Annotated in this window: 30 protein-coding genes; all 30 read right to left on the minus strand. The window is 67.4% G+C overall.

Features of this window, described 5'->3' with window-relative positions:
* Positions 1-2: 2 nt before the first annotated feature.
* Positions 3-698 (minus strand): hypothetical protein, encoded by a 696-nt coding sequence (locus ACQP2Y_RS21555; RefSeq protein WP_433730997.1) that lies wholly within the window; start codon positions 696-698, stop codon positions 3-5.
* A 78-nt stretch (positions 699-776) separates the two neighbouring features.
* A complete protein-coding gene (locus ACQP2Y_RS21560; RefSeq protein WP_433730999.1) occupies positions 777-2,783 on the minus strand; it encodes a hypothetical protein in 2,007 nt (668 codons plus the stop codon).
* A gap of 40 nt (positions 2,784-2,823) precedes the next feature.
* Positions 2,824-3,258 carry a hypothetical protein gene (locus ACQP2Y_RS21565; RefSeq protein WP_433731001.1) on the minus strand — a complete coding sequence of 145 codons (435 nt, stop codon included), beginning with the start codon at positions 3,256-3,258 and terminating at the stop codon, positions 2,824-2,826.
* 170 nt (positions 3,259-3,428) lie between these two features.
* Positions 3,429-4,103 carry an endonuclease VII domain-containing protein gene (locus tag ACQP2Y_RS21570; protein WP_433731003.1) on the minus strand — a complete coding sequence of 225 codons (675 nt, stop codon included), beginning with the start codon at positions 4,101-4,103 and terminating at the stop codon, positions 3,429-3,431.
* Positions 4,100-4,759, minus strand: a complete 660-nt coding sequence (locus ACQP2Y_RS21575; protein WP_433731005.1) for an endonuclease VII domain-containing protein — start codon at positions 4,757-4,759, stop codon at positions 4,100-4,102. The genes ACQP2Y_RS21570 and ACQP2Y_RS21575 overlap by 4 nt, the downstream gene beginning before the upstream one ends.
* A 58-nt stretch (positions 4,760-4,817) precedes the next feature.
* Positions 4,818-5,303: a hypothetical protein gene (locus tag ACQP2Y_RS21580; protein WP_433731007.1), complete on the minus strand. Its 486-nt coding sequence runs from the start codon at positions 5,301-5,303 to the stop codon at positions 4,818-4,820.
* A gap of 2 nt (positions 5,304-5,305) precedes the next feature.
* Entirely contained in the window at positions 5,306-5,548 is a 243-nt protein-coding gene (locus ACQP2Y_RS21585) for a hypothetical protein (protein WP_433731009.1), read from the minus strand.
* Positions 5,549-5,567: 19 nt separating this feature from the next.
* Entirely contained in the window at positions 5,568-5,882 is a 315-nt protein-coding gene (locus ACQP2Y_RS21590) for a hypothetical protein (protein ID WP_433731011.1), read from the minus strand.
* A 39-nt stretch (positions 5,883-5,921) separates the two neighbouring features.
* On the minus strand, positions 5,922-6,302 hold the full coding sequence (locus tag ACQP2Y_RS21595) for a hypothetical protein (protein ID WP_433731013.1): 381 nt from the start codon (positions 6,300-6,302) through the stop codon (positions 5,922-5,924).
* 2 nt (positions 6,303-6,304) lie between these two features.
* On the minus strand, positions 6,305-6,838 hold the full coding sequence (locus tag ACQP2Y_RS21600) for a hypothetical protein (RefSeq protein WP_433731015.1): 534 nt from the start codon (positions 6,836-6,838) through the stop codon (positions 6,305-6,307).
* Complete coding sequence (locus tag ACQP2Y_RS21605) at positions 6,835-7,119, minus strand: hypothetical protein (RefSeq protein WP_433731017.1); 285 nt, start codon at positions 7,117-7,119, stop codon at positions 6,835-6,837. Before ACQP2Y_RS21605 ends, ACQP2Y_RS21600 begins: the two co-directional genes overlap by 4 nt.
* Positions 7,120-7,190: 71 nt before the next feature.
* Complete coding sequence (locus tag ACQP2Y_RS21610) at positions 7,191-7,685, minus strand: hypothetical protein (RefSeq protein ID WP_433731019.1); 495 nt, start codon at positions 7,683-7,685, stop codon at positions 7,191-7,193.
* A complete protein-coding gene (locus ACQP2Y_RS21615) occupies positions 7,685-8,620 on the minus strand; it encodes a hypothetical protein (protein WP_433731021.1) in 936 nt (311 codons plus the stop codon). Before ACQP2Y_RS21615 ends, ACQP2Y_RS21610 begins: the two co-directional genes overlap by 1 nt.
* 140 nt (positions 8,621-8,760) lie before the next feature.
* On the minus strand, positions 8,761-9,120 hold the full coding sequence (locus tag ACQP2Y_RS21620; protein ID WP_433731023.1) for a capsid cement protein: 360 nt from the start codon (positions 9,118-9,120) through the stop codon (positions 8,761-8,763).
* A 2-nt stretch (positions 9,121-9,122) separates the two neighbouring features.
* Complete coding sequence (locus ACQP2Y_RS21625; RefSeq protein WP_433731025.1) at positions 9,123-11,036, minus strand: phage protease; 1,914 nt, start codon at positions 11,034-11,036, stop codon at positions 9,123-9,125.
* Between the two features lie 42 nt (positions 11,037-11,078).
* Positions 11,079-11,933 carry a hypothetical protein gene (locus ACQP2Y_RS21630; protein ID WP_433731027.1) on the minus strand — a complete coding sequence of 285 codons (855 nt, stop codon included), beginning with the start codon at positions 11,931-11,933 and terminating at the stop codon, positions 11,079-11,081.
* Positions 11,930-13,132: an ADP-ribosyltransferase gene (locus ACQP2Y_RS21635; protein ID WP_433731029.1), complete on the minus strand. Its 1,203-nt coding sequence runs from the start codon at positions 13,130-13,132 to the stop codon at positions 11,930-11,932. The genes ACQP2Y_RS21630 and ACQP2Y_RS21635 overlap by 4 nt, the downstream gene beginning before the upstream one ends.
* Before the next feature lie 295 nt (positions 13,133-13,427).
* Positions 13,428-14,756 (minus strand): phage portal protein family protein, encoded by a 1,329-nt coding sequence (locus tag ACQP2Y_RS21640; protein WP_433731031.1) that lies wholly within the window; start codon positions 14,754-14,756, stop codon positions 13,428-13,430.
* A gap of 136 nt (positions 14,757-14,892) precedes the next feature.
* The gene (locus ACQP2Y_RS21645; RefSeq protein WP_433731033.1) at positions 14,893-16,179 is read right to left on the minus strand and encodes a PBSX family phage terminase large subunit; all 1,287 of its coding nucleotides are present in this window, start codon (positions 16,177-16,179) and stop codon (positions 14,893-14,895) included.
* Positions 16,176-16,673 carry a hypothetical protein gene (locus ACQP2Y_RS21650; RefSeq protein ID WP_433731035.1) on the minus strand — a complete coding sequence of 166 codons (498 nt, stop codon included), beginning with the start codon at positions 16,671-16,673 and terminating at the stop codon, positions 16,176-16,178. Before ACQP2Y_RS21650 ends, ACQP2Y_RS21645 begins: the two co-directional genes overlap by 4 nt.
* 150 nt (positions 16,674-16,823) lie before the next feature.
* Entirely contained in the window at positions 16,824-17,231 is a 408-nt protein-coding gene (locus ACQP2Y_RS21655; RefSeq protein ID WP_433731036.1) for a hypothetical protein, read from the minus strand.
* Positions 17,232-17,293: 62 nt separating this feature from the next.
* Positions 17,294-17,503 (minus strand): hypothetical protein, encoded by a 210-nt coding sequence (locus ACQP2Y_RS21660; protein WP_433731038.1) that lies wholly within the window; start codon positions 17,501-17,503, stop codon positions 17,294-17,296.
* Between the two features lie 259 nt (positions 17,504-17,762).
* Entirely contained in the window at positions 17,763-18,422 is a 660-nt protein-coding gene (locus tag ACQP2Y_RS21665; protein WP_433731040.1) for a thermonuclease family protein, read from the minus strand.
* A gap of 141 nt (positions 18,423-18,563) precedes the next feature.
* Complete coding sequence (locus tag ACQP2Y_RS21670; RefSeq protein WP_433731042.1) at positions 18,564-18,941, minus strand: helix-turn-helix domain-containing protein; 378 nt, start codon at positions 18,939-18,941, stop codon at positions 18,564-18,566.
* The gene (locus tag ACQP2Y_RS21675) at positions 18,938-19,723 is read right to left on the minus strand and encodes a hypothetical protein (protein ID WP_433731044.1); all 786 of its coding nucleotides are present in this window, start codon (positions 19,721-19,723) and stop codon (positions 18,938-18,940) included. The genes ACQP2Y_RS21670 and ACQP2Y_RS21675 overlap by 4 nt, the downstream gene beginning before the upstream one ends.
* A 381-nt stretch (positions 19,724-20,104) precedes the next feature.
* Complete coding sequence (locus ACQP2Y_RS21680; protein ID WP_433731046.1) at positions 20,105-20,293, minus strand: DUF397 domain-containing protein; 189 nt, start codon at positions 20,291-20,293, stop codon at positions 20,105-20,107.
* Between the two features lie 627 nt (positions 20,294-20,920).
* Positions 20,921-21,610 (minus strand): hypothetical protein, encoded by a 690-nt coding sequence (locus ACQP2Y_RS21685; protein WP_433731048.1) that lies wholly within the window; start codon positions 21,608-21,610, stop codon positions 20,921-20,923.
* Positions 21,607-21,924 carry a hypothetical protein gene (locus tag ACQP2Y_RS21690; protein ID WP_433731050.1) on the minus strand — a complete coding sequence of 106 codons (318 nt, stop codon included), beginning with the start codon at positions 21,922-21,924 and terminating at the stop codon, positions 21,607-21,609. Before ACQP2Y_RS21690 ends, ACQP2Y_RS21685 begins: the two co-directional genes overlap by 4 nt.
* Positions 21,925-22,001: 77 nt before the next feature.
* Positions 22,002-23,651, minus strand: coding sequence for an AAA family ATPase (locus tag ACQP2Y_RS21695; RefSeq protein ID WP_433731052.1), 1,650 nt, complete (start codon positions 23,649-23,651; stop codon positions 22,002-22,004).
* Positions 23,639-24,538: a hypothetical protein gene (locus ACQP2Y_RS21700; RefSeq protein ID WP_433731054.1), complete on the minus strand. Its 900-nt coding sequence runs from the start codon at positions 24,536-24,538 to the stop codon at positions 23,639-23,641. Before ACQP2Y_RS21700 ends, ACQP2Y_RS21695 begins: the two co-directional genes overlap by 13 nt.
* Positions 24,539-24,562: the final 24 nt, after the last annotated feature.

A 24,562-nucleotide genomic window follows, 5' to 3' on the forward strand; every position in this document is an offset into this window, starting at 1 on the left:
CCTCACCAGTAGGTGGGGTAGTCCAGGCGGGTGTCGGCGGGCGGGAAGGACCAGTACGGCATCACCGCGGACGGGATGGTGGTGCCGTCCTCGTCGTTAGCTGAACCGTTCGCGGCGATCAGATCCGCCATGAGCAGGTCGAGGCGTTTCTCCATGTCGTTGGCCCGTTGCAGCGACTGGTCATCGTTCGGCCAGCTGCGCTCAACAGCCGCAGCGCAGTACAGAGCGACGATCACAGAGGCCGCGTCCTGAACCCGTTCGTTGAGGGGGTACACCCGCGACGTGACCCAGGCGACGCCGTCTGCGATGAGCCGGTCGACCATCAGCCCGGAGGGTCTCGTGGTCTGGTCGAACGTCAACGCGTACTCGTCTTGGCTGTCGACGATGCTCGCCGTGGACCGGGCCAGCGTGCGATGCGGGACGTAGTTCGCGACTCTTGACCTGCCGGGAGTCCATGTCGGCCCACCCGCGACTGGCGACGGAACAACGAACACTTCGAGGTCTTCGGCGCCTTCACCAGTACCGGTGACCTCGTAGTGAAGCACCCAACGGCCAGCCTGGTCGTAGACGACCGGGGAGTCAGCGGTCCACACCTGGCTGTACTGCGTCGGCGTCGTGTCCGGGATGGCTACCAGCGCTGCGCCGGTCATGACCACGGGTGTGCTGGTGCCGTCCGGCTTGGACACGATCAGCGTCACAGCGGTGCCTGCGTCGGTGGGCTCAACCCTCAGGAAGGGGACTTCCGCGTCGCCGACCCCAACATCCGAGCTCATCAGCTAACCGCCCGTCGTGTAGGTGGGTCCGCGGGTGGTGCCCGCCGTCAGCCGTGACCTTGTGGTTCCGGCGGTGAACACGCCGGGGGTGCGCTGCTTCGGCACGTCGTTACCGTCCACACCCACCTCGGCGGTGCTGGCCATGGCCAGCACCGCGACGAGGGCGTTGAATGCCTGCATGTCGGCCTGGGCGGTCAGGGCGCCGGCGTCCGTGGACGCGGCGGTGGAGACTGTCGCACCGAACGCGTCCGCATCCACCGTGGCCGCGCCCGCAGGTGCGAGGACAACCGCGATGATCTGCGCGCCGTGCCCGGCCGCACCCACATCGGCGACACCAGCGGTGACGGTCGTGGATGCTTCGGTGCTGACCGTCGGGTTGTCCGCCGTGGTCGCAACTTGGGCTGTGCCTGCGGTGGCCCCAAGCGCAGGCGCCGCCGTGGCGGTGGGGGCGTCGACGGTGACATCAGCAGTGCCGGCTGCTGCGGTGCCTGCCGCAACAGTGACAGCAGTCGCCGCGTACCCGTCCGCTGTGACCGCGGCGTACCCGACGTTGACGGTGACAGCCTGCGACGGATTGTCGGCGGCGGCCCCGACGTTGGCGACGTCAGCTGGCGCGGACACCGACGAAGACGTGGAGACGATCGGGTTGTATGCATCCGAGACGACAAGGGCGACGTCCGCGGCAGCGTTCGACGCTGCGCCGACGGTCGCGTTGTGACCAGCTGCGGTGACGTCCGCCTGACCCACATTGGGCCCGAGGGCTGCTGCCGGGCTGAATCCGTCTGCGGCGACCGACGCCAATCCGGCGGCGGCGTTGACCGTGGGGACGGTGATCACGATCGGGCCGTAGGCGTCGCTGACTACGAGCGTCACACCTGCGGCTGCCGTGAACTCGGTCGCAGGGGTCGCGTTGTGCGCGCCAGCGTCGGCGTTGGCCGTGTCGGCGTTCGCGGTGGTTGCCGCAACCGTCGAAACGGTCGCGTTGTCCGCCGAGACGCTGACATCAGCGACGCCTGCTGCTGCGTTGCTTACGGCGCCAACCGTCGGATCCTGGCCGGCGGCCGAGACCGTAGCGAGAACCGCCGACGCGGTCGCGGTGAGGTCCGTGCCCGCGGTCTGCCCATCGGCAGACGCCGTCGCCAGACCGGCAGTAACGGTGACGGATGTGGCTGGGGTGGCGTTGAGCGCGTCTGCCGCGACGGCGCCGTGGCCGGCGTCGACCTGCGCTGACGACACCGCAACAACCGTCGCGTTGAACGCGGACACGTCCACGGCGGCGGCAACGGCTGGTGCGTCAGCTGTCGGCGCGCCACCACCGGCACCACCCTGTGACGAAAACAGAACCGGGTGGCCGTAGCTCGGGAACGGAGCACTGTTCGTTGAAACAGTCGTACCGGTAATCGCGGTCTGGTTCGCTCCGCCGCCGGTCCAGTCACGCACGGACTGGCTGGTGGTTTGCTGGTCGAGGACCCACATGGAAGTTGGAGCGAGTGACGTCCACACGTTAAGCGAGTAGGCCATGGACTCGATCTGGGCGTCCGACAACACGCGGTCTTTGAAAACCGCCACCGCCGCAATGTCACCGTCGAAGCCGTAAAACGAGCCAGCACTGAAAGAGCCGATGATGGTAGATGTTGCAGAACCTGTGGTGTCGTTGGCGAGAGTCACCGAAGCGTCGCCATGATTCCACGTGTCGGAGGAGTAGGTGTACTTGTGCAATCTGGGGGCGACGGTGCCTGTGGCTTTGCAGCCCGCTACCAGAACATACCCGTCAGTGGAGGAGCCGACGATACCTGCGTTACCCACGCCAAGCCCGTCAACGAGCATGGACAACATGCCGCTTGGTGTTTCGAAGTACATGCCGATGCCCCGGGTCGGCATGTTGAAAATCGTTCGGCCGCTCGAGAAGTCACCTGCTACCCGAACGATCGCAACGACCGTGCCGTAGGAGACATTCGTGAGTGCCCCAACAGCGGTAGTGATCCACGAGGCGCTGAAAGTGCGGGCCATCAACTACCTCCTGCATCACGGGCCGCGCTCACGGCGTCCCTCAGGAAGTGGTGTATGTGACGACGACGTTCACTACCTCGGCGTCGCCAGTCGCCGTGTCGGATCCGTCAGCGGCAACCCGGGCCAAGCGGACAACCACGAAGTCCCCAGCGGCGAGCGAGTCGGCATTCGTCAACGTCACCGACGTGTCGAGCATGTAGCCAGCGGTCGCTGGTGCCGTTCCGGTGGCGGTGTTCGCGGAGCCGAAACCCTTCGCGTCGACATCGACGCTGTCACCCGTCGTGACAGCGCTGACGCGCACGTCCCAGACAACACCGCCCGACGTAGCGCTCGCCGCCTTCCACTGCACCACAGCCACGGGCGCGGAAGCGTAGTCGGCGGGCATCCGGAACTGCCACGTGCACCACTCCTCCGACGTCGCATCGAACGCGAGTTGCAACGCGTAGATGCCTGGTGCGGTCGCGGAAGACTTCACCCGTTGCATCGCCGGGGCCAGGTTGCTCGTGGTGCCGTCCGGCAGGATCGCCGCCCCGGGCGTCAGATTGATCGTTCCGGTCGCTATCGCTCGGCCCTCCCGTGATTGGACCGGCCGGAACCGGCAGTGGAGCTATGTGCGGGAGCCGCCAAACCGACCCCCTACGAACATCAAGCGGCTTGCTGGTTCGCCCTGCCTAGATACTCGATCCCGAGACGAATGAGCAGCGGATCATCCTTGAAGTAGCCAATGGCGATGTTGCAGTGATGGCATAGCAGCCCCCGGACCACTCCGGTCTCGTGGCAGTGGTCAACATGCCAGCCACCTTTACCGCCGGGATCGCCCGTGCGGCAGATCGCGCAGCGATCACCTTGGGCGTCAACCAGTGCCTCGTACTGCTCGGCAGTCAAGCCGTAGCGGTACAGGCGCTGGTAGAGCGGGTTTCGTTCCCGGTACCTGTCGCTTGTTGCCCGCCGCTTGCACAAGACGGAACAGAACTTCGAACCCCGAGGGCGGTGAGCGGGAATTTCAGAGCCGCACTTGTTGCACGGCGGCTTGGTGGCTTCCCAGGCGGCTCGCTTGGCAAGCTGCCTGCGCTGGTTTTGATGGGTCACCCCGCAGGCGCGTGAGCACGTCTTGGTTCGCGCGCTCGCCGCTACCGGGATCGGACCATCGCACTGCACGCAAGTACGGCCGGTCTTCGCGGCGGCGATCTTCCGCGACTTCTCGGCCGAATGGAAGGACTCGTTGCACTCCCGCGAACAGAACTTGGTCTGCGGCCTGCCGCGAGTCTTGCCTGCAAGGGGCTTCTCGCAAACTTGGCAAGACCTGGTTGCATCGCTCACGCCGACACCGTTACCTGTGCGGCACGCTCAAGGTAGTTGATTGCGGCCCGCATGTTGGCCACGTTGTCCTTGAAGTTCCCGAGCGCCAGATTGCAGTCATGGCAGAGCAGTCCGCGAACGACCTGCGAAGCATGACAATGATCCACATGCCAACTGCCGCTGCCGCCGGGGGTGGCGGTCCGGCAGATCGCGCACATGCCGTCTTGTTCGGCGAGCAGTTCGGCGAACCGTACGGCAGTCACGCCGTACTTCCGTTTCCGCTCCGAGATCACCGCGCCCGGAAGGAGCGCCTTGCGACGGCATTCCTTCGAGCAGTACCGGGTCGCCGCGTGCGACCCGACGGGGATGACGCCCCCGCAGAACCGGCAAGGAGGGATTGCCGCCTGCCGTGCCGCCTTCTTGCGGGCTGCGGCCCGCTTGCCCTGCACCTTGAGCCGGCACGCCTCCGAGCACATGGTGGCGTTAACGGCGACCGTTTCGGGGATTGGCCCGCCGCAGAACTCGCAGGTCCGCCCGACGCGTTTGAGGCGTCGCGCCTCTGCGCGTGCCGCATTGCTAGCAGCCCAGTTGCATTTCTTGGAGCAGAACCGCGTCTTGGGCCGACTCGGGTTTTCCGACTGGACTAGCTCAGATCCACATTGCTCGCACTTACGCATGCGGTCAACACTATCGGACGCTGAAGGGCCCGTACATGCAGGTCGCCCGTTTGACGTCCTACGACGAGGACCACCTTGCGATCCCGCTAGCCGACCAAACGATCGTGAAAGTACCTGCCGTCACGGATGCTGCCCCGCCAAAACTGTTGAAGCACACGCCCTGGTCCGCGACCGTGCCCGCAGTGATCGTGTCGTCGTAGACGAGGCACCCGTAGGCGTTGGAGATGGTGACGTTGCCGCCGCCGGCGAGGTCCGCCGCGTCGAACATGCACACGCCAGTCGCCGGGGTGGTGAACGTCTTCGACGCGAGCGCCCGGCCGCCGGACACCCAGTTGGTGGCGTCGGTGACTTCGTTCGTGGTCGTCCACGTGCCGGTGTTGAACCCGGTCGACGCGACTGCGGCGTCCTTGTCGGGCGTGATCGAGTTGTTGTGCAGCGACACCTTCACGGTGTCGGAGTCCAGGCCGGTGTAGCCGGTGCCGGACACCTGAAGCATCTGGATGTTCCACTCGCGGAACACGGAGCTGCTCGCGCCGAACGCCATGGTCAGTTCCCCTCAGTCTGCGCGTCAGCGCGGGCCTGCTTCGCGGCTGCCTTCGCCGCCTTAAGCGACTCCTGCATCCCGGCGAGCTTCTCTTCGATGGTCGTCACGGCCTTCTCGGCGTCGTCAGCGACCGCGTCCAGGTAGGCCTGCTGCTCGCTGGTACGCGGCGTGGGCATGACCACGTCCTTGCCGTTGACCTGCACGCCCGCGTTGTACGCGGCGGCGCCAGCATCGCTGCTGCTCACGACGGTTCTCCTTGATGGGTTAGCTGATGCGGGCGTGCGCGGTCGGGGCGAACACGATGACGTCGTTGCTGCCGTCGGGCCGCTCGGTGACCACCTGGGCCACGGGCCGGCCGTTCGCGTCGTACCGGACGTCCTCGGCGCCGATGTAGTCCTCGCGTTCCCGGGCGGTGACCTTCAGCCGTTCGCCTTCGCGCACCATCGGTGCGGTCAGTCCGGCGAGCCCTTTGCAGGCGTGGAAACGGGTATGCAGTTGCGTCTCACGCGTCGTGTCGCGCAGGTCGCAGTTGGGGCATTCCCAGCGGGTCACCGCGGGTTCGAGCAGGGGGACGCGCATGGGGGCCTCCTCGGGCGAAGGGCCGCGAGGGGCGGCGGGTCAGGTGGTGCGGAAGCAGACGATCGACAGGGACGCTCCGGCGGCGACGGCGAGTTTGTCGGCCCGGACGAGGACGGTCACCGACGTGGGTGTCTTCGCGGTGATCCCGGCGATGCCGAGCCCACCGATCAGCGATGTGGTGCCGTACAGGCTGGGCACGGGCACGTACCCGCCGCTGATCGCCGGGGCGAACGGGACCACCACCGCCACGCTGCCACCCACAGACAACGCTGGGACCGTCACCGGGCCACCCACCGACGGGGTGACCTGCGTGATGGTGGTGCCGGCGGTGTTCGCCAGCCGCAACGCTTCCATCGCCAGCTGCCGGGCGTACGAGTCCATCGCATACGCCCGGTCCCCGCCGGTGTACGGGCTGGTCACGGCTAGAACACTTCGGTCAGCGACGCCCACTGCGCCTGCATCGTGTACGACACGGACGCGATCGCCGGTGTCGCGACGAACTCGACGACCCCGCCGGCGGTGAGGTCCACGGTTGAGCTGGACGTGCCGACCGCGCCGGCGGAGTACGCACCCCAGTTCTCGGTGCCGGACAGGGTGTACAGCCAGTCCGCGGCGGTCCGCTGCGACGCCGTGGTGATGATGTTGATGGTGGCCCGGAGGTGCCACTTGCGGGGGTCGGCGGCGGTGCCCATGGTGAACGCTGTGGAGGTCAGCACCGCCGTCCCAGCAAGTTTGACCTTGACAAGGGTGGACAGGTTCCCACCCGTATTGTTCAGCACGGTCCCGGCGGTCTCGAACACCAACTGCCGGCCCGCGACGACCGACGTTGCGGGCAGAGTGAGCCCGGCGACCTGCGTTTCGACAGCCACGTTCGACACCGCCGTGAACGGCGTCATCTGCATGGCGAGAACCCGGGACTGGGTGACGGAGACCGCGGGTTGGTAGCCCCAGTTCATGAGCCGTACACCTGCACAGTCGGGGTGCCCGTCGAGCGGATCCGGACCCGGGAATTCTGCCCGCCGGTCAAATCGGGGACGATCTTCGTCGGGAGGGTAGCGCCGAGGTAGTGGTTGCCGTCCTGGGCGCCCGCGACCGCACCGACGGCGGTGTTGGCGGTGTTGAACCAGGTGTTCGCGGCGTTCGCGGTCAGGGTCACTTCGATCTGGCCGTAGTTGGTGTCGAGGTCGACGATGGCCTCGGTGTCAGCTACGAGGGTGACGAACTTCGGGTTGGCCATGGTCGACTCCCATCGAGCAGAAGGTGGGGTGTGGCGCCGGCTCACTGCTGAACCGGCGCCACCCGCTCATGTCAGGCCTGCTGCTTGGCGAGCTTCTGCAGGTCAGCCTTCTCAGCCTTGGCGAGGTCGTCGTAGTTCCCGCCGCGCTTGACGAGGTATTCGACCCACACCGCCTGCGACGCCCGGCCGTCAGGCTCGGAACCGTCCTCGGGCAGCTTGGCCTGCGCAGCGGCACGCTTGTCGGCGAGCTCCGCGTCGGCCTTGGCCTTGTCCGCGGCGTCGGCGTCGGCGTCGGCCTGGCGCTGCTCCTCGGACTTCTCGACCGGGGTCGTCGTCAGGTTCTCCGGCACATCCGCGGCGTATGCGCCCGCGGGGCGGCCGTACGAGTCGAGACCGCCGGTGTCGTCGTCGCTGACCTCGGCGACGAACTTGTCGGCCAGCAGCCGCTTCAGCTCCGGGGCGTCCGCCGGTACGTGGGCGCCCTTCATGAGCAGCTGCACGGCCCGACCGGTCGGCCCGTCGACGGTGACGTGGGCGCACTCAGCGACCACTTGGTAGACGCTCATCAGCCGAGGCTCCCCGTGCCGGTGATCTTCACGCCCGCGGCCGGCTCCAGCACGACGGGGACGGTGATGCGGCGGCACTGGATGTCCCACGCGTCGCGGGACTCCTTGCGGATCACCTTGAACTGCAGGTTGTTGTCCATGGTGGCGTAGCCGGGGTCGACCTCGTTCTCGTCGGCCATGCCGCCGAGCTCGTTGTCGTCGAAGATCCACACGTCGTCGGAGGGCAGGTTCGCCAGGGCCGTCGCGACGATGGTGTACTTACCGAGCTTCTCGATCTCCCCGCCGTAGATCGGGTTGGTCGAGTCCTCCCGCTTACGCAGGGCGGCGATCGCCGGGTCGGTGACGAGCATCGCGTACTTCGTCGTCGACATCATGATCGTATTGGGGCGGTAGCCCTGGTTCGCGTCGACGATCTTCGCCGCGGCCTTCTCCACGTCACGGAACAGCAGCGCCGACGCGTTGTCCCACGTCTGCGCCGCCGCCGACGTCGCCGTGATCGCCGACGCGGCGGCGGTCGTGGTCAGCCGGTCGACCTTCGTGATGATCGTGTTCGCGGCCTTGCGGAGGGTCCGGTTGACCTCGTCACCCATGTACACCGACCGCTTGAGCTTCTCGTCGGTCAGCGGGACAGCCTCGCCCCACTTCGACACCTTCGCCAGGGCGGCGGTGCCATCGGCCGGGCTGTCACGCGGGTACTCCGCACCCGGCGACACGGCCCGGATCGCCCGCGAGTTCACGATCGGCTCGCCGATCTCGTACGCGACCGCACCGCCGGAGGTTCGCAGCCGCTGGGTCAGGACCTTGTCGGCGATGAACCGCAGATCCGGGATGCCCCGCAGGCGCCGCTGCAGGTAGGTGGGGTTCTGCAGGAGACGGTGAACGGAGAGCAGGTCACCCGACAGGGACGGGCCGCTCGGGGGGTAGGCACCGGGCACGGTGATAGTCCTTTCTGGCGCCCGGTATCCGGGCATGACGAAAAGACCCACACGCGGTGCGTGGGGCCTTCGAAGACGGTGTGGTTGAACAGGTGCGGCGCCCGCCGCTCAAGTGGGTGGGCGCCGCAGGGTGGTGCGGGTCAGATCTCCATCCACGTCACGAGCGCCGTGTCGGCGGCCGTGGTCAGGGCGATCCCGATGTTGTTCACCGACGCGGCACCCGACGCGACGGTGCCGGCGGCGCCGGAGTCGACCCGGGCGGCAGCCGTGATCGCGCCGGACGCGGTCGAGATGTGGACCTTCCCGCGGGGGAAATACGACACGTCCTCACCGTTCGCGGCGTCGTACGCGGCGACACCGATCACGGCCGGCGAGGTGGCGGTGGCCGGGCCGACGGTGCCGTTGCCGGACACGATCAGGATCTGACCGCCGACGATGGTCGCCGAGGCGGTACCGGTGATGACATCGCCGTACAGGAACTGCGGTTCGTACGCGCCCATGGTCAGACTCCCTTCGGGCTGTCGATGCGGGCCACGATCGCGTCCCAGTCGTCGTCGCTGGTCGCGGGCTCGGCCGGTCCGGTGGTGCCGGACGCCATGACCGGGACGGCCGTGCCGGGGGCGATCGACGCGAGGACGCGGGTGATCGCCCCCGGGGCCTCGTCGTAGTCCTTCTCCCACTGCTCACGGTCGGCCGGCTTGAGCTTGCCGTCCTTGACCGCCGCGTCGAACACGGACGCCTTGACGGTGGCGGCCTGGGCGGCCCTCGCCGCGGCGAGCTCGGTGCTGATCTCCGTCATCTGCTCCTCGAGCTTGCTGACGGTGGTCTGCAGCTCGGACTTCTCGGCCTCGGCGGCGACGGAAGCGGCGACCATCTCGGGGGTGGGGGCCGGGGTCTCAGCCTTGACCTTCAGCGCGTCCACAGCCGCCGTGATGGCGTCCAGGTCGGCGTCGTCGGACAGGCCGAGCCGCGAGCGCACAGCACTCAGTTCGGTGGACACAAGGTCCTCCTTCGGTTCGGGGTTATCTGGCTCCGGCTCGGCGGCCGGGAGTATGGGGGCCGACGGTTCGGCCGGCGGGGTGCCTTCGGTGGGCGCGGCGGGGTCGGCGGAAGGCGCAGAATCTGCTTCGCCTCCGGACGCCTTGACCTTCTGGTTGGGCATGTGACCGAAGTGCTCGCGGTACCAGTCCGAGGCGATCCGGCGGGCCTTATCGGCGTTACCGACGTGCTTCTTGATCAGCCGGTAGAGGGCGGTCCACGGATGCGCGGCGGTCGCCCAGCGTTTGAGGCCCGCACCGTGCAGCCAGTAGTCCTTCAGCTCGTCGTCGCCGGCCGCCGCAGCGACCGCCTCGGACGGTTCCTCGGCGAGCTCGGCGACCTCACCAATCAGAGGGATATCGACGTGCTGGCCGCCGAACGCCAGCCGTAGCCGGTCGAACCGGACAGGCCCCATCCGCCCGGCAAGGTCGGCAATCTTCCCCAGGTCGTCGGTGTAGACGGCGGTGAGGTGCGCCACCCACGGGCGGTGCTGCACCGGTATAGGAGCGCCCCACAGCGCCTCGTCGATGAGGTCGTGGACGGCGTCGAGCATGTCGCCGGACAGCCCGTAGACGAGGCAGGTATCGCGGTCGGGTTCGGCTTCACCGGGATTGAATGCGTTGACGCTGAACACGTCCGCGGGGATCACGGGCAGGCCGTTAGCTGCGCTCGAGACCTTGTCGATGATGTCCTGCTGGCCCGTTGACCCGAGGTCCGCGGCCTCGCCGAAATAGGCGAGGGTGACGTGCAGCTGATCGGCTGGTTCACCGCCGTCGACGGCGAGACGTTCGGCGTCCTCGACGGTGGGGATGAGCGCGACCATCGCGCCGGTGTGGATCTCAGCAGCTGCCAGGACGATCGCGTAGACGCTGTCGCCGGAGTGGTCCTCGGATGCCGCGATCTCAACGCCATACAGCTCAGCCACGTCATTCAAGGACCGCAGCGTGGGGATGGCAGGCGGCGTAGTGCCGAGCAGCGAAACCGCGTCGAGGGCGAAGTCGTGGGTGTGGGACAGCGCGCAGCGGTAGTTGTACTTGCCCTCGATGGAACGCTTCGGCCAAGCCGACGCCATGATCTGGTCGATCCAGGCCGGCACTCCGACGTAGTCGCCGATCAGCAGCTCGCCGTCTTCGCCGGCCCGGAGGTTGTCGACCCAGCCGATGCCGGGCTCACCATCGTGGCCGGAAGCCCGGGGGGTGAAACGCTTGTCGACGTGCCCGATGGTCAGGATCGGCTTGCCGACCGCAGGGCACTTCATGGCCTCGACGGCGGCGAGAATGTCCTTCTTGGTTGGCGTCCAGGAGCCGGTGGATGCGCCCCAGGTTCCGGTGCGGATCAGCTCTACGCCATCACGGCGGGCCAGTTCGACATCAGGCATCCACTGGCCTCCTTTCGGAAGGTCAGTGGCGGATCGGGCGGGTCAGGCCCAGACCGGGCGAAGGTGCCCGTGGCAACGGGCCCGGCCTTCGCAGGCGCGGAAGGTTCCGCCGGAGTTCGGATAGTCAGCCAAGCCCTCGGCGAGGGTGGCGTACGACGTGTGCTCGACGGTGCGGCAGGGCTCGCACTTGCTGGGCCCGTCGTTGGCCTCGACCGCCACGTAGGAGTCGGCCGGGTGTTCCTCGAGGACAGCGAGCCGTCCGGCGAACTGCGCGGCGGACAGCAGCGCGCCGATGTTCTCCCCGACGAGGCCGTTGACGGATTCGCCGAGCTCGGTGAGGTGCCGTTCGACTTCGGCCCGGACATCGGCAGGGCCGGCACCTGCGAGTTGCAGGGCGGTTTTGGCGGCGCCGGATGCGTAGCCGTTGGCGATGATCCGGGCGACGGCGTCGGCGTGCTGCACGACCCGGTCCCGGCCCGGTGTGTCCGGGGCGGTGATGTTCGTGCCCTGGGCTGCGGCTTCCTCCACGACACCCGCAGCAGCCTGCACGGCCAGGTCAGTGCCGGAGTTCCGCAGCGGAACCGCGACTGCGGCGATGACACCGGCGGACACTTGCAGGTCACCCAGCGAGGCGAGGTCACCAGCCTGGACGGCGGCTTCGGCCTGGTCTGCGAGTTCCTCGACCATCGGCCCGGCCAGCTTCGGCCAGCGTCGCAGCAGCCGCGCTTTCGCCTGATCCCACTGGTCTTGGATCCGCTGCGCATCCGGGTCGGCAGCGGCAGCATGCACCTCGCCGTCGGTGCGGGTAGGGATCGGCCCGCCCTGCGGCTCGACGAGGATCGGCGGCTCGTAGTCGCCGTCCATCCGAGCCGCAAGCCCTGAACGCTGGTCACTCATGCGGGCGTGACCTCCACATCGAGGTCACGGATACCGTCCGCGTCGAAGCCGCGGTCAGCGACAACCCGCAACGTCCGGCCCCGTTCGAGGAGGATTTCCGCCTCGTCGACGTGCCCGGCAGCATCAACGGTGTCGGACACCTGCACGGCGCCGACACCCGCCGGGACGAGTAGCCGCATGCGGACGCCGTCGGTGCCGCGGACGAATCCGTCGGTGACATCCTGGCTGGTGGAGGTGGACAGGTAGGCGTCTTCGCGCCATTGCATGCCGGTCAGGTCCGCGTCGAGGCGGTCGCCGAACATGCGGCGGGCGTTGCGTACACCCCGGTAGGCGACCACATCACGGGGTAGCGGGGAGGCGTTCATGGCTTTGTCGAGGTCAGCGATCCACTCGTCGACGAACGGATGGTTCTGTGCGGGCCCTGGTGTGCCCCGCAACGAGCCGTTGATGATCGAATAGGTGTGGCCCTGATAGTCCAGCAGGGCGTTACGGGCCTCGACCGACAGGCCGGTACGGGATCCGGCTCGGGCGTGGGTATCGGTCCGGGTCAGCGACAGCGGCACAGAGATGAGGGCGGCATCGCCAGTGACCGCGGCAGCCACTTGGTCCGCGTAAGGACGCTCCGGGCCGGGAGCCGCAACGTCCGTGCTGGGTGCAGGCTCCGTGCCGGTTTCGTCCCCGACGAGCGCATCAACGAGTTGGGACTTGCGTAGCCTGCCGGGCTTCAGGCCCCGTTCCCGCATCCGAGCCTGGAGCTCGGGAACCTTAAGCTTCATCAGGTCGGCGCGGACCGTGTCGCCACCCTCAGGGGTGTCGTCTGCGGCTTCGTCGGACTTCACACCAAACTTGGCGGACTTCGCACCATCCGGCTCCGGGGTGTCAAGCTTCGACACCTTCGGCAGGACCGTCAGGTACATGTCGACGCCGCCGGCCGGGTTGGCCTCGACCCGGGCGACGACCATTTCGGTGTCGCGGTCCAGGACGACCTCACCGGTGTCCGGATTGACCGCTGCTTTGGTGCCGCCGGGGGCGGCGATCCGCATCCGGACCTGACCCTCGGCGGGCCGAACGGTGCCGTACTGGGTGGGGGCGAAACCCGCGTCGCGGACTTTCATCCCGGCCAGCGACGCCGGGTCGGTGCTGCCGAATGCGGTCAGTGGGACCCGGCGGGACAGCAGCACGTCGTCGGGCAGGGCCACCATCGACTGCTCGAGGCCCTCGACGCCTGGGGCGTCCTTGTCGGCCCGGAGCGCCTTGTTCGTCGCGGTGACGTTGGTGAAGCTCTGCCCGGCGGTATCACGGCCTGCAATCTTCCGCAGGTACGCCTGCCGGTCACCGGCCTGCTTCGGTGCGAAACCCTCCGCTACCGCCTTCGCCGCAGCCTTGTCCTTCGGGGACGCTTTAACGGTGCGGGACTTCGTGAACCGGCCATTCTTGTCCCGCGGGTGCGCGGCCGGGTTGAACTTCCTGCCCGCCACATCAACCCCCGAGGGCTTATGGTGCGAACAGGCTCAGGTCCACGTCGTCGGAGTCGTCGAACAGGTCCAGTTGGCCCGGCTCGGGTGCTTGGGTGCCGCCGAACAGGCCCCAGTCCAGATCTGCCTGACGGGCCGCCACCTCAGCTGGAAGGTCCGCCGGATCGGCTGGACCGGATGGCGGCTTGGCCGGTCGGCCTTGCTCGTCCAGATCCACACCCGGGACCACGACAGGCTGGGCCGACTCCTCACGTTCCGGAAGCCGGTACTCGCGGCGCACCCACGCCTCAAGGCCAGGCTCCGCGGCGAGCGCACCCGAGGACAGGAGCAGGTTCAGCGACTCAGCCGTCACCTCGCGGCGGGAGCCGACACCCGAAACCACCACGCGGGGGACTGGTTCGTCCTCGCCGTGGTTCCAGTCGACGATCCGGGCGGCGATCTGCCGGGTCGCGACATCCGCCACGAGTTCGGCCTCGGACTCGAGGGCTAGCAACAGGGCGTCCATGAAGACGGTGCCGAGCGCCCGCGACCCGTTCGGTGTCTCTCCCAGGTCGAACGCGTTCATCAAGGCGCTCGATGCGCACTGCTGGTCCAGCCAACGCAGGAACTCCTGCGAGTTCGGCAGCGACCCCGTGATGCCGAGGATCTTCATGGTGAAGCCCGGCGGAGTCGAACCACCGGCGGTAACACCAGCGCGGGCGGCCTGCGCCATCTGCGCGGCCTCGGCCATCTGCGCCGAGGTCGGGTTCGTACCGGGCAGTGCCTCCATCACGGGCACGCCTGCCGACCAGCGGACGTTCGCCACGGCGTAGGCCCGGCGGACCTCCTCCTTGATCAGCCACGAGGCGTACGACGGGCGCAGAAGAGACGCGCCGGCCCAGTTGCTGCCTTCGCGCTCCCTGGCGTACCAGACCATGTTCTTGGCCAGCATTTGCGGAGCGCCGGCTTTGGCAGCCTGGTCCTGGGTGGCGCCGTTCAACAAACCGGTCTTGCCGTCCACGTGAATGTGGGAGATCGTCCACTGCGGGCGTTCCCACAAGCCGCTGAGCCGTGCCTGCCCGGAACTAGTGTCAGCTTCCATCTCGAACGCCGAGAAGCCGAACGCGACCATCCGCAGGGCGGCGCTGAGGTGATCACCCCAGGACACGCCCCGCAGCCGTGCGGCGCCCGGCTCGTCGTTGCCCTTGACGGCCAGGCCCATGCCGTCGGCGACCTGCTGCACAACCTCAGGCCGGCAACCGGCCGGGTCCAGCTGCCACTGCGCGCGGCGCAGGTTCAGGTTCCAGCCCTGAAGAATGCTGGACAGCTTCGGGTCTCGGCGCATCTTCGCGTAGATCGGCACCGACATCGGAAAGCTCAGGTCCGGGACGTGCTCGAGGATGTCGGTGTACAGCGACGCGAACGTGTCGTTGCCCAGCGTGTACGGGTCGACGTACCCCTGAGTGCGGGTCGGGGCGGTCATCGGAGGCCACCTCGCCGTCCGGCTACATCACAGCGGTCATCAGGTCCAGTTCGGTGGAGTGCTGAACTCGAGGCGCCTGCAAGCCGTTCGGCCGGCGCCACGTGCCCTCAGTAGTACGTACGAGATAGCGGAGAGCGTCAGCGGAATGATCAGCTTCCTTGATCGGGGCGTCCACGCCGCGTTTGGCGGCCTTGGGATCCCACGAGTACGACGGCAACTCATTGATCAAGCCCGTACAGGAACGGTGCACCTTCAGCCGGCCGGCAGCCATCACCGAGGAGACGGTGCGGATGCCGTCAAGGACCGCGTTGTCGGCCGGCGTGGGGGAGATCCCGTCGCGCTGCAGCTGCTGCATGAACGACGCGGCGGACGGGTCCACCACCACCGATTCCGGCTGGACTCCATAGTTGGCGAGCCAGGCGCGGACCTGCAGCGAATACTCGACGTCGGTCAACTGGCGGCGCGTGGTCTTTGAGTCGTGCCGGTATTCCGACACCACGTACAGCGTCTGCGACGCGTCCATGCCGACGAGCAGCGCCGAGAAGGCGTTCGTGGTGCCGTAGTCGATGCCGACGCCGAGCCACCGCCAGATCGGCGGGATCTCATCGACGACGCACTTGTCGGCGTCCCACATGTCGTAGATGGCGCCCTCGGCCATGCACCACTCGCCGAGCACGAACCGGCGGTAGAAGACGCCGACGTTTTCGGCCTTGATCGCGGCGACGTACTCGTCGGACAGTGTCGGGTTGTCGTCGAGGGTGAAGTGGAAGTGCGCCATGTCGAGGTCGGCGGCACGCAGGATGAAGTTCTTCCGCAGCCAATGCCCGGGCCCGTCGGGGTTCGTCGTGAGCAGCGCACGGGCGCCGGGAACCGACAGACGGGCGAGCATCTGCGAGAAGAAGCCCTCAGGCACCAGGGTTGCTTCATCCAGTAGAGCCAGGCAGGCAGTCAAGCCACGGAGCCGGCCCTCGGCGCGGGCGTCGGACGCCCCGATGAGGTGCACTGTTCGACCCAGGATGGTCGCCGTCGGAGCACCCCGCGTGTGGTGCACGAAGTCGGCGATCGGCCCGAATAGTGCCGGGTCCTGCATCGGCTCGAGGATGTTCCGCTCGATCGTCTGCAGGGTCCGCCCGCAGATCAACACCAGACCCGTCTGCGGTGCCCGGGACAGGTGGATGAGGAACGCCACTAACGAGCCGATGGTCTTTCCGCTGCGGACCGCACCGGACCAGCAGGTGATCCGGGCGTCGAACGACGCCGCGATCGACAGCACCTGCTTGCGGGACATCGGCAGGTGGTCGAGGTTCACTTGCCGGCTTCCCGTGCCGCCTGCCCGATCGCCTCGGCCAGGTCTCCGAGCATGGACCGGGCACCTTCGTCGCCGCGGTCCGCGTCGAGCTTCTCGAGCTCGGCATGACGCTGCAGCGAGATCCCGATGGCGACGTACGCCTCTTTGGCCTCCTTGAGGGGAGGCTGATCGAGGGTGACGAGTTCCGGGCCGTCGACGCCGCGCTCGTAATAGGTGTACGGCGACCAAGCGCGCTGACGGAACCGTTCGACGTCGTCGAGGAGCTCCGAGGCGATCCGGGCCCGGCGGGAGCGGTTGTCCTCCACTGCTGCGCGCGTAGCTTTTACCGTTCCTGACCGGTCAAAGGCGGTGGTCAAATCGGCGCTTTTGGCGAGGTTGGTTACTGAGCCGACGGAGACGTTGTGGTCTCGGGCGATCTGGTTGCGGCTTTTGGTGCCAGCGGTGATGTCGGCGAGGATCGCGTTGCGCTTGTCGTCTGGGATGCGGGGCGGCACACGCTCTCACCCCAACCGTCAGTGATAGTTACCGGCGCGTACTGCTGAACGGCGCTGCAGCGCAAGCAAAGTCTTCAATGTATTGGTAACGCTCTGTAGATCTAACGGTGCGGGCCGCGGCATATCGCAGCAGCACGGCCCGCACGCTCGTCAGCGCTTGCGGCTGGTCGGGGCCTCGTCGGTGACGGGCTGGCCCTCGACCGGTACGGTCGGGGTCTCGTCAGCGGGCACGCCACCCGGAACCGGCTCGGCCGGGACCTCCGGGTTGGCCGGCTCGGCACCGGGCTCGACCGCGACGGGCTCCTCGACCGGCTCGAAGCCGTCGTCGGCGGTGTCGGCGGCCTTGCGCATGTCCTCGACGTTGGAGGCGACCTGCGTGACGAGAGTCTGGAGTTCCTCGGACACCTCGCCGTCGCGGACGAGCTGCTCGAGGCGGGCGACGTTGGCCTGGAGCTTCCCGACGGCGTTGTGCAGGTTGAGGAAGCTGGCCTGCTGGGCGGCCGAGGCTTCGGTGGTCTTCGCGACGAGGCCGTTCAGAAGCTCGAGCATGGTGGTCATCTGTGACTCCAAGACGGGTAGAAGGTCCGTGCCGAGGTAGGCGCGGAGGCTGGTGCGGAGGTTCATGGGCGCGGCGCCTCCCGGTTCACGGCGTCGCAGTGCTCGACCATGCGGCAGTGCAGCGCACCCAGATCATCGGAGAAGCCGAGCGGTGACCAGCAGGTTCGTCCGGTGATGAGCAAATGACCGTTAGGGCACACGGACACGTCGGGCTTCTTCGCGCCGGCTGCCGCGAGCCATTCGAGCTTGAACGGCAGCTCATGCTGGAGCATTGGGCGCTCCGTCCGGACTAGAACGGGTCGTCAGGGTCGGCTTTGCGGGCGCCGAGCGCGGCGCCGTAAGCGGCCAAGGAGCCAGTCAGGGCGGTGTCCAGAGACACGTACATGAGGAACGGCACTGACTCGCGCCACAGCAGCAGGCCAGGCGGAAACAAGATGATCCATTTGATGGCCTGGACGGCATGGAAGACCTGCCAGAACGAGGGCTGGATGAGAAGCTTCCGCGCTTTGGTGATCAGACCACGAGTGCGGTTCAGCGGGGCCCGCCCTCGTACAAGACGGCGTGCCCAGCGTCGATGAGCCGGGCGCCGTAATCGCGGCCGTCGGCAAGCGTGATCTCGGCGAGGGGGCGCTGCCATTTGTCCATGCCGCGGCTGGTGAGCTCGACGGTCATGCCCGAAGGAAGTGCTTGTTCGGCCCAGACGGTCGCGGCTTGGCCTTCGGCGGTGCCGGTTTCGGGGGCGTTGACGTGAGCCACCCTGACGTTGACCTGCAGGTGGGTGGGGACGCCCATGTCGATGTCGCAGGTGATCGTGTCGGCGTCGCAGGCTCTGAGGACGGTGGCGGGCCAGCGCCACATCCATTTGCCGTTCCAGCGTCCGCCGTAGCGGGCCGCGGGCAGCTCGGGCTGCTTTTCGCGGATCAGGGACGCGACGTCGGCGCCGCCGGGCAGGATCACATGCGCGCGGAGCTCGGCGTCGTGGCCGATGGGCTGGGCCAGGGCGAGGAACTTCGCGCCCTCAGGCAGGAGTTCGGCGATACGCCGGGCGTGGGGGCTGCCGCGGTGCGGTGACAGACCCGCGATGCGAACCGCGGTGGGGTGCCGCCAGCGAAGGCCGAGGTCGAGCTCAGCGGAAAACGTGGCCCGGTCGCAGGGGCCGGTTACGGTGCCGGGGTAGGTCCACAGCAGCACCGTGCACCGCCCGCCGTGCAGGTCTCGGACGTGCAAAAAGCCCGCCGAACCGTGAGGTCCAGGCGGGCGTTGGATGCTCATCACCGGCGGTGAAGCCAGTGGTGCCACTGGCACCGAACGTAACTGTTACGCCTACCTGGGTCAACTCGCCGCGCGGGTTCTTTTCTCGGAGAGTTGCCGCAGGTCGCTGAACCGGTAGTGCCAAGTGCCGTCGATCGACACGCCGGTAAGCCGGCCGCGAGAACGGAGGACGCGGAGACTGTCGGTGCTCACGCACAGGTAGGCGGCGGCGTCCGCCGGTGGCAGCAGGTCGCTGTCCTGGTGGACTACCAGCTGCTCGATCACCCAGGTCTCACCGAAGGCGACCGCCGTGTCATCGAGCGCGTCGCCGGTCGCCGGATTCAGGGCTCTGAGTTGGGCGCGGTACATGTGGGCGATGCGGCGGGCGCGGACCAAGGGGCTGTCGCCCGGGTACGGCCATTGCCCACGGCGCGGCTGCTTGTCCTTGTCGACGTTCATGCGGCGACCGCGGGTTGCACCTGCTCGGGCCACTCCAGGTGGACCATGAAGTGTTCGTAGTCGGAGTAGGCCCGCGATGCCTTGCAGGTGTCACACCAGACGGGCGGGTCCTCTCCGAAGCTGCCCGGCTCGAGCCGATACAGGGCTTGGGCCGTGCACGCGTCGTTGGGGCAGGTGCCGTGCAGGGACAGGATCCGGCGGGTCCGGCCGAGGTTGGCGCGGGCACGTTGGTGAAGGGCCTGCAGTTGGTGGATGGCCTGCCAGCCGGTGACCTCGGTGTGTTCGTCCTCAACGCCAGTGGCGCAGACGGTGGTCGCGGGCAGGCGGGACAGCATCCGCACCCTGGGGGTGATGATCCCGACAGCGCGCTGCACCGCCGTCCCGGCCCGGACCTTCAGCTTCGGCGGCGGGTTGCTGATGGTGGTGTGCCAGTCCGGGATGACCGCTGGGGCTTCCAGGTCCGACAGGCGGGCCGCGACCCGCAGCTCGTACTCCCACGTCGTCAACACGTGCACCATCTCGGCCTGGAGCGCTTCAACGTGGGCGACGATCAGCATCTGTTTCTCTTTGCTGCCGGCGGTCTTCTCCGTGATCGCCTGTGACATCGACGCCTCGTGAAGCTGGGCCAGGTCGAGGTAGTCGTAGACGAGGGCTTGGATGTCGCGTTGGCCGGCGTCGAGGCAGGCGTCGCAGAGGGGCTGGTCGGTGGGCCAGGCGTGCCCGGCGGTCCGGTCGTACTGCTTGCAGGTGATGTCGCTGTTGCAGGTCCGCGTGTCGTTCATGACCGTGCCCCCTTGCCGCTCGCCGTGTTGTACCTTGCGGGCGGGAAACGGACCTTGGACCGGTCTTGCGGAGTGAGTGGTTGACGGCGTCGGGCTGCGAACCCGGCGCCGTTTCGACTAGAAGACGCTGATGAGCAGGCCCTTTGCCGTGTCTACCAGCGGGACGCGGTGCACCGGAATGATGACGGGGATGTATCCCGGCGTGGACGCATAAGCGTGTCCGGCAAACAAGGCCCCTTCGCGCTGCGCTCTCCACGTCGCGGTGATCTCGCGCTCAACCCGGCGGAATAGTTCGTCTTGTCGGCCCGTCATGCAGAGACCTCCCCAATCCCGATCAGTATATCCGCAGCTCAACGCCACTATGGAATGCCTCGCCGTCCGCTATCGGCGGTCGAATACGCCGACGCGGATCCCGGCAATGAACTGCCGCCAGCCGGCGGGTCCGAACGCTAGGACCGGCCCGGCGGTGTCCTTCGAATCCCGCACCATGATCACACCCGTGCTGTGGGCGACCTCGACGCAGTTACCCGACGACGAACGTGACGACTTCCGCCAGTCCAGGGTGTCCATGAGGCCTCGTCTCGGGTGATCGGTTCCGGTCAACTGTGCCATGTGGGTGACCGGCTGGTGTCTGTCGTCAACCGTGGGACGTACAGCACGCCCTCAGGGCGCTTGTGAGGCTTCGGGTACAGCGGTGCGCGCGAAGGGCCCCGTTCGGCGCACAGCGGCGCTCTCGGACCGCCCAGCGACGGGCCTGCGTCAACGGTCCCAGCCGTCACAGCAGTCCTCCGGCTCCTCGTCCAGTACGTCCAGTAGATCGGGGCCGACCTGCACGCTGGCCCGCAGCCGACTCGACAGAGCGATCAGGCCGAGCTTCGCGGCGCAGTCACTGCCGTAACCCTGGATCGCCCGATCTACGCGAGTGGCGACCCCGCAACGGGCACACGGCTGCCGCAGGACCGCCAAAGGCCGAGGGAACATCTCAGGCCGCCCAGGGATGTGAAATGGGGAGCCGCCGCCGGTGGGTGAGTTTGACCTTCAGTGACTCATTGCTTCCGCCGCGGGGCTCCCCGATGTGATCAACGCTGCCAGCGGAAAAGACGCCGGACAAGATCTCCGCACGAAGTACACCGCTGTAGTTTCCGCAGGTCACGGTGGTTGATGCCCGCATGTCGGCGGTGTCCGGACCTGGCCGCGTCAACGCCAGCCGCCCTCGTGAACGGTCAGAACTGGCCGGGCGGCATCTTCGACAGGCTCGAACTCGTCGTTGGTCACCACGGTCAGCGTCGGCTTACGCGTCGAGGCACCCTCGGCCGGCGGTTCCCACCGGGTGTCCAGCAGCTTGTAGAACTTCGCCCAGCCGATCCTGCGGATGTGCCGCTGCAATGCGCCTCCCGTGTTCGCTGGCGGCTTCGGTACCCGATCGCCGAGCTCAGCAAGCAGTGCCCGCTGCTCGCGGTCCTGCTCGCGCCACCACTGCTGGTGGTCCTTCCGCCCGCACACCGCGAACGGGACCATCCGGCCGGTGTCGGGGTCGGTGCGGAACCCGCTGATCGTGACGCTGCGGCGGCAGAACGGGGCGCGCGGCATCGGTGCACCGCACTGGGCTTCACCCGGGTTGTCGTTGAACGGGTCATAGCGGGGCAAGTCTTTGCGCAGAGCCTCCCGGATCAGGAACGTCCCGGACTGCCGCCGGCCGTAGACGGCTGCGGCGATCGCCTTGGTGGACCAGCGGCCCTCGCCGGGCTCAGGGTCGTTCAGAACGGTGGCTCGGGCCAGCCACAAGCCGATGAGAAGAAGGTCACCGGTGATGTCCGGGTCGGCGATGAGAGCGGCGCAGGTCTTGTCGTAGAGCCTCAGATCACTGAAGCTGCGCTCGGTCGTCATGCTGCCGACTCCCAGGTGCACTCGAACGCCTCGTGGCCGTACGCGCCACCACGGATGTCGCCGCAGTTCGAGCAGTGCGGGTTCGCGCGCCGGCCCATCGCGCCTGGCAACGCCTTCCGATGCGGCGGAAGGTCCTCCGGGCAGGTCCACTCCCCGTCCACGACCTGCCAGCCACGGTCCCGGAGTAGCAGCACCGTCGGGTCATCACCGTCCGATGTCCGACCGATTGTTGCCATCGTCGTGCCGCAGCCTGCCGCGCAGCGGACCGCGTCCGGCAGCGCCGAGTCGAGCACCCGGTCGATGTTGATCGTCATGTGGGTTCCTTGATCTCAAGTGGTGCAGGATGGGGCAGGGGAGCGGAGCGATAGCAGCGTTCCGCTCCCCGTCTACGTCAGGAACCGCCGCCTTGGACAAGCCACTTGCCCTTGGCCTGCTCTTTGGTTGCCTGAGGACTTCCCAGCGCGATCTTCCAGGGCCAGCGGCCGGGATCGCCGTAGGTCAGCCAGCGGGGCCAGTCCCGCTTGTCGCGCTGCCCTCGCCAATGCTTGACCTCGACCGTCGAGTTCACGCCGCCGGTCTCCGTGGTGCCGCACGGGGTGATACCGATGCCGAACTCCGGCCAGCGCATCAACAGCGACGATCCGATCGGGCGCACCGACCGCTTGGACGGATCCTCCCCGCCGTGGCCGGCGTGAGCCTCGATGAGCAGGCAGCAGTTGACCTCAGCCCGGATCTTGTCCAGCACTGAGATAACCCTGCGGGCGGCTTTCTCGTCGTTCATGTCGGCGTCGTGCAGCTTGTAGAACGGGCCGATGATCAGCATCGCGGGGTCGTGGGCCGTCACCCGTTCCATCAGCCACTCGGTGTCCGCAGCCTTCGTCAGGTCGAGACCGTCAACGCGGTGGATGATCCGCCACATGCCCTTGTCGACCTGGTTGCCCTCGGCGTTGGCGGCCGAGCGCATCTCCCGGTACTTGCGACGGTTCTGCCGTTCGGTGTTCTCGCAGTCGATGACCAGGACCCGCTGTGCGGGGATCTTGATGTGGTGCAGGAATGGATGGGCTCCGGCTGCGATGGCGATGCCGACCTGACGGCTGATCATTGTTTTGCCGAGGCCCTCGAACCCGGTGAACAGCACCCGGTCCCCCCGCTCCAGCAGGTCGGGGATCAGCCAGTCGTACGGCTCGTCCTCGATCGCCAGGAACTCGTCAAGGTCCGGCGCCAGGTCAACCTTCGCGGGCTTGCGGTAGGGCCAGGTGGTTTCCATCTCGTCGAGCCCGAGCCCCGCCGCGAGATGATCCGAGACGTCCTTGCCGACCTTCGCCTCGTGAATCTCGACGGTCGCACCGACCTCAAGCAACGCATCGCGGACCTGCCGTGCGTGTGCCTGCCCCGGTTCGTCCTTGTCGGCGCAGATGATGACCACGGCCTCACGGAGGAACTCGGTGTACTCCGGGCGCCACTTGCCCGCCCCGCCGGAGTTGCAGCTGGCAGCGAAGCCCTGCTTGCGAAGGTTCTCAACGTCCTTCTCGCCCTCGGCCAGGTAGACAACTTCGCCGTTCCGTACCGCCTCGATCAGTTCGGGCAGCCGATACAGAACGCGGCGGGTGTCTCCGAGGGACCAGACGTAGTTGCCGGGCTTAGCCAGGTCAGGCTTGCGCTGTCGGAACTTCTTGTCCGCGGTGCGGCACACCTCGAACAGCAACTCGCCCTGCTCATCGCGGTACTCGTAGCGGGCCACGAAACCACCAGCGCCGAACGGCTGACTGTTGCGACGCGGCTGAGAGAACCTGTCATCGACCTGATCGCGTGGCTTGGTCAGGTCGTCCCAGGACAGGTTCAGCGCGGACAGGATGTCGTCGGGACGGCAGCCGGCGTGGCAGTGGAACACCACGGGGTGCTCCTGGCCGACGCCGAGCGACAGGCTTGCGGAACCGTCGTCGTGGACGGGGCAGCGGGCCATGTATCCGGCGCCGGACTTTTTGATCCCGTCGAGCTTGGGCAGGACGACCTCAGTGAGCGCACTCATCAGTTGTTCCACCACTCGTCGGGGTCACGCTCGGGCTCGACCGTCTCGGACTTGTAGTTGTTCCAGGACTCGGCGTTCAGCCACGTTGCCGCGTTCTTGGTGTAGCCCTTGCTGCGGCGCGGGTCGTCCCGGTACAGCTGGGCCCCAATGACAAGTTCTTCGGCAGTGACCCCCTTTTCTCGAAGCGCCTTGATCCAGGCGCGCCGGGCGGGCGGCTTGTCGTCCGACTTGGGGTACGCGGCCCAGAACGCGACCCATGCCGGGTCAACATCGATCTGCTTGTCCGACCAAGTGAGCTTCGGGTGCGTGGAGGGAAGCTTGACTTCTTCCAGCTTGGCGTCCTCGGGCACAGTCACGGGCAAGAGTTCTTGAACTCCGGGTCGGGTCGGGTCGGGTCGGGTCGGGCGATTCGCCTCCGATTCGGACCTCTGATCGGTAGTGCGATCGGTACTCCGATCAGACCTCCGATCGGTATGCGATTCAGAGGAAGGGTCAACCCGGCAGTACGGGCACTTCGCATCGACCTTGCCGGCTTCGACATGCCAGCGCCGATGATTCCCGAGCCTGCCACCGGAGGACTTCTTCGCCTCGACCGCCTTCACCTCTTCGCGAGTCGGCTGCTGATCGACCCACTGGTGGAACTGCCACCCCTGTTCGCCGTCGTGCTCCGTCCGGACCCACAACCGTGCCGACTCAAGCCTCTTCGCCAGATTCTGTCCAACCCCAGGGGCCAGATAGTCCACGACGTCGTCGGGCACGAATCCGTCGGTGAGTTCGTCGCCCGCCCATGAGCCGGCTGCGGCCCAAAGTCCTTGGGCTGCCATTCCCTCCAGGTCAAGGCCGGAGCGGATGCGCTTGCGGTGCTTGTGCCATCCGTCGTCTACACGGAACCACACCATCGGACCCCTCCCCTACATCTCGTT

Source organism: Actinoplanes sp. CA-051413, assembly GCF_050955795.1.
Taxonomy (GTDB): Bacteria; Actinomycetota; Actinomycetes; order Mycobacteriales; family Micromonosporaceae; genus Actinoplanes.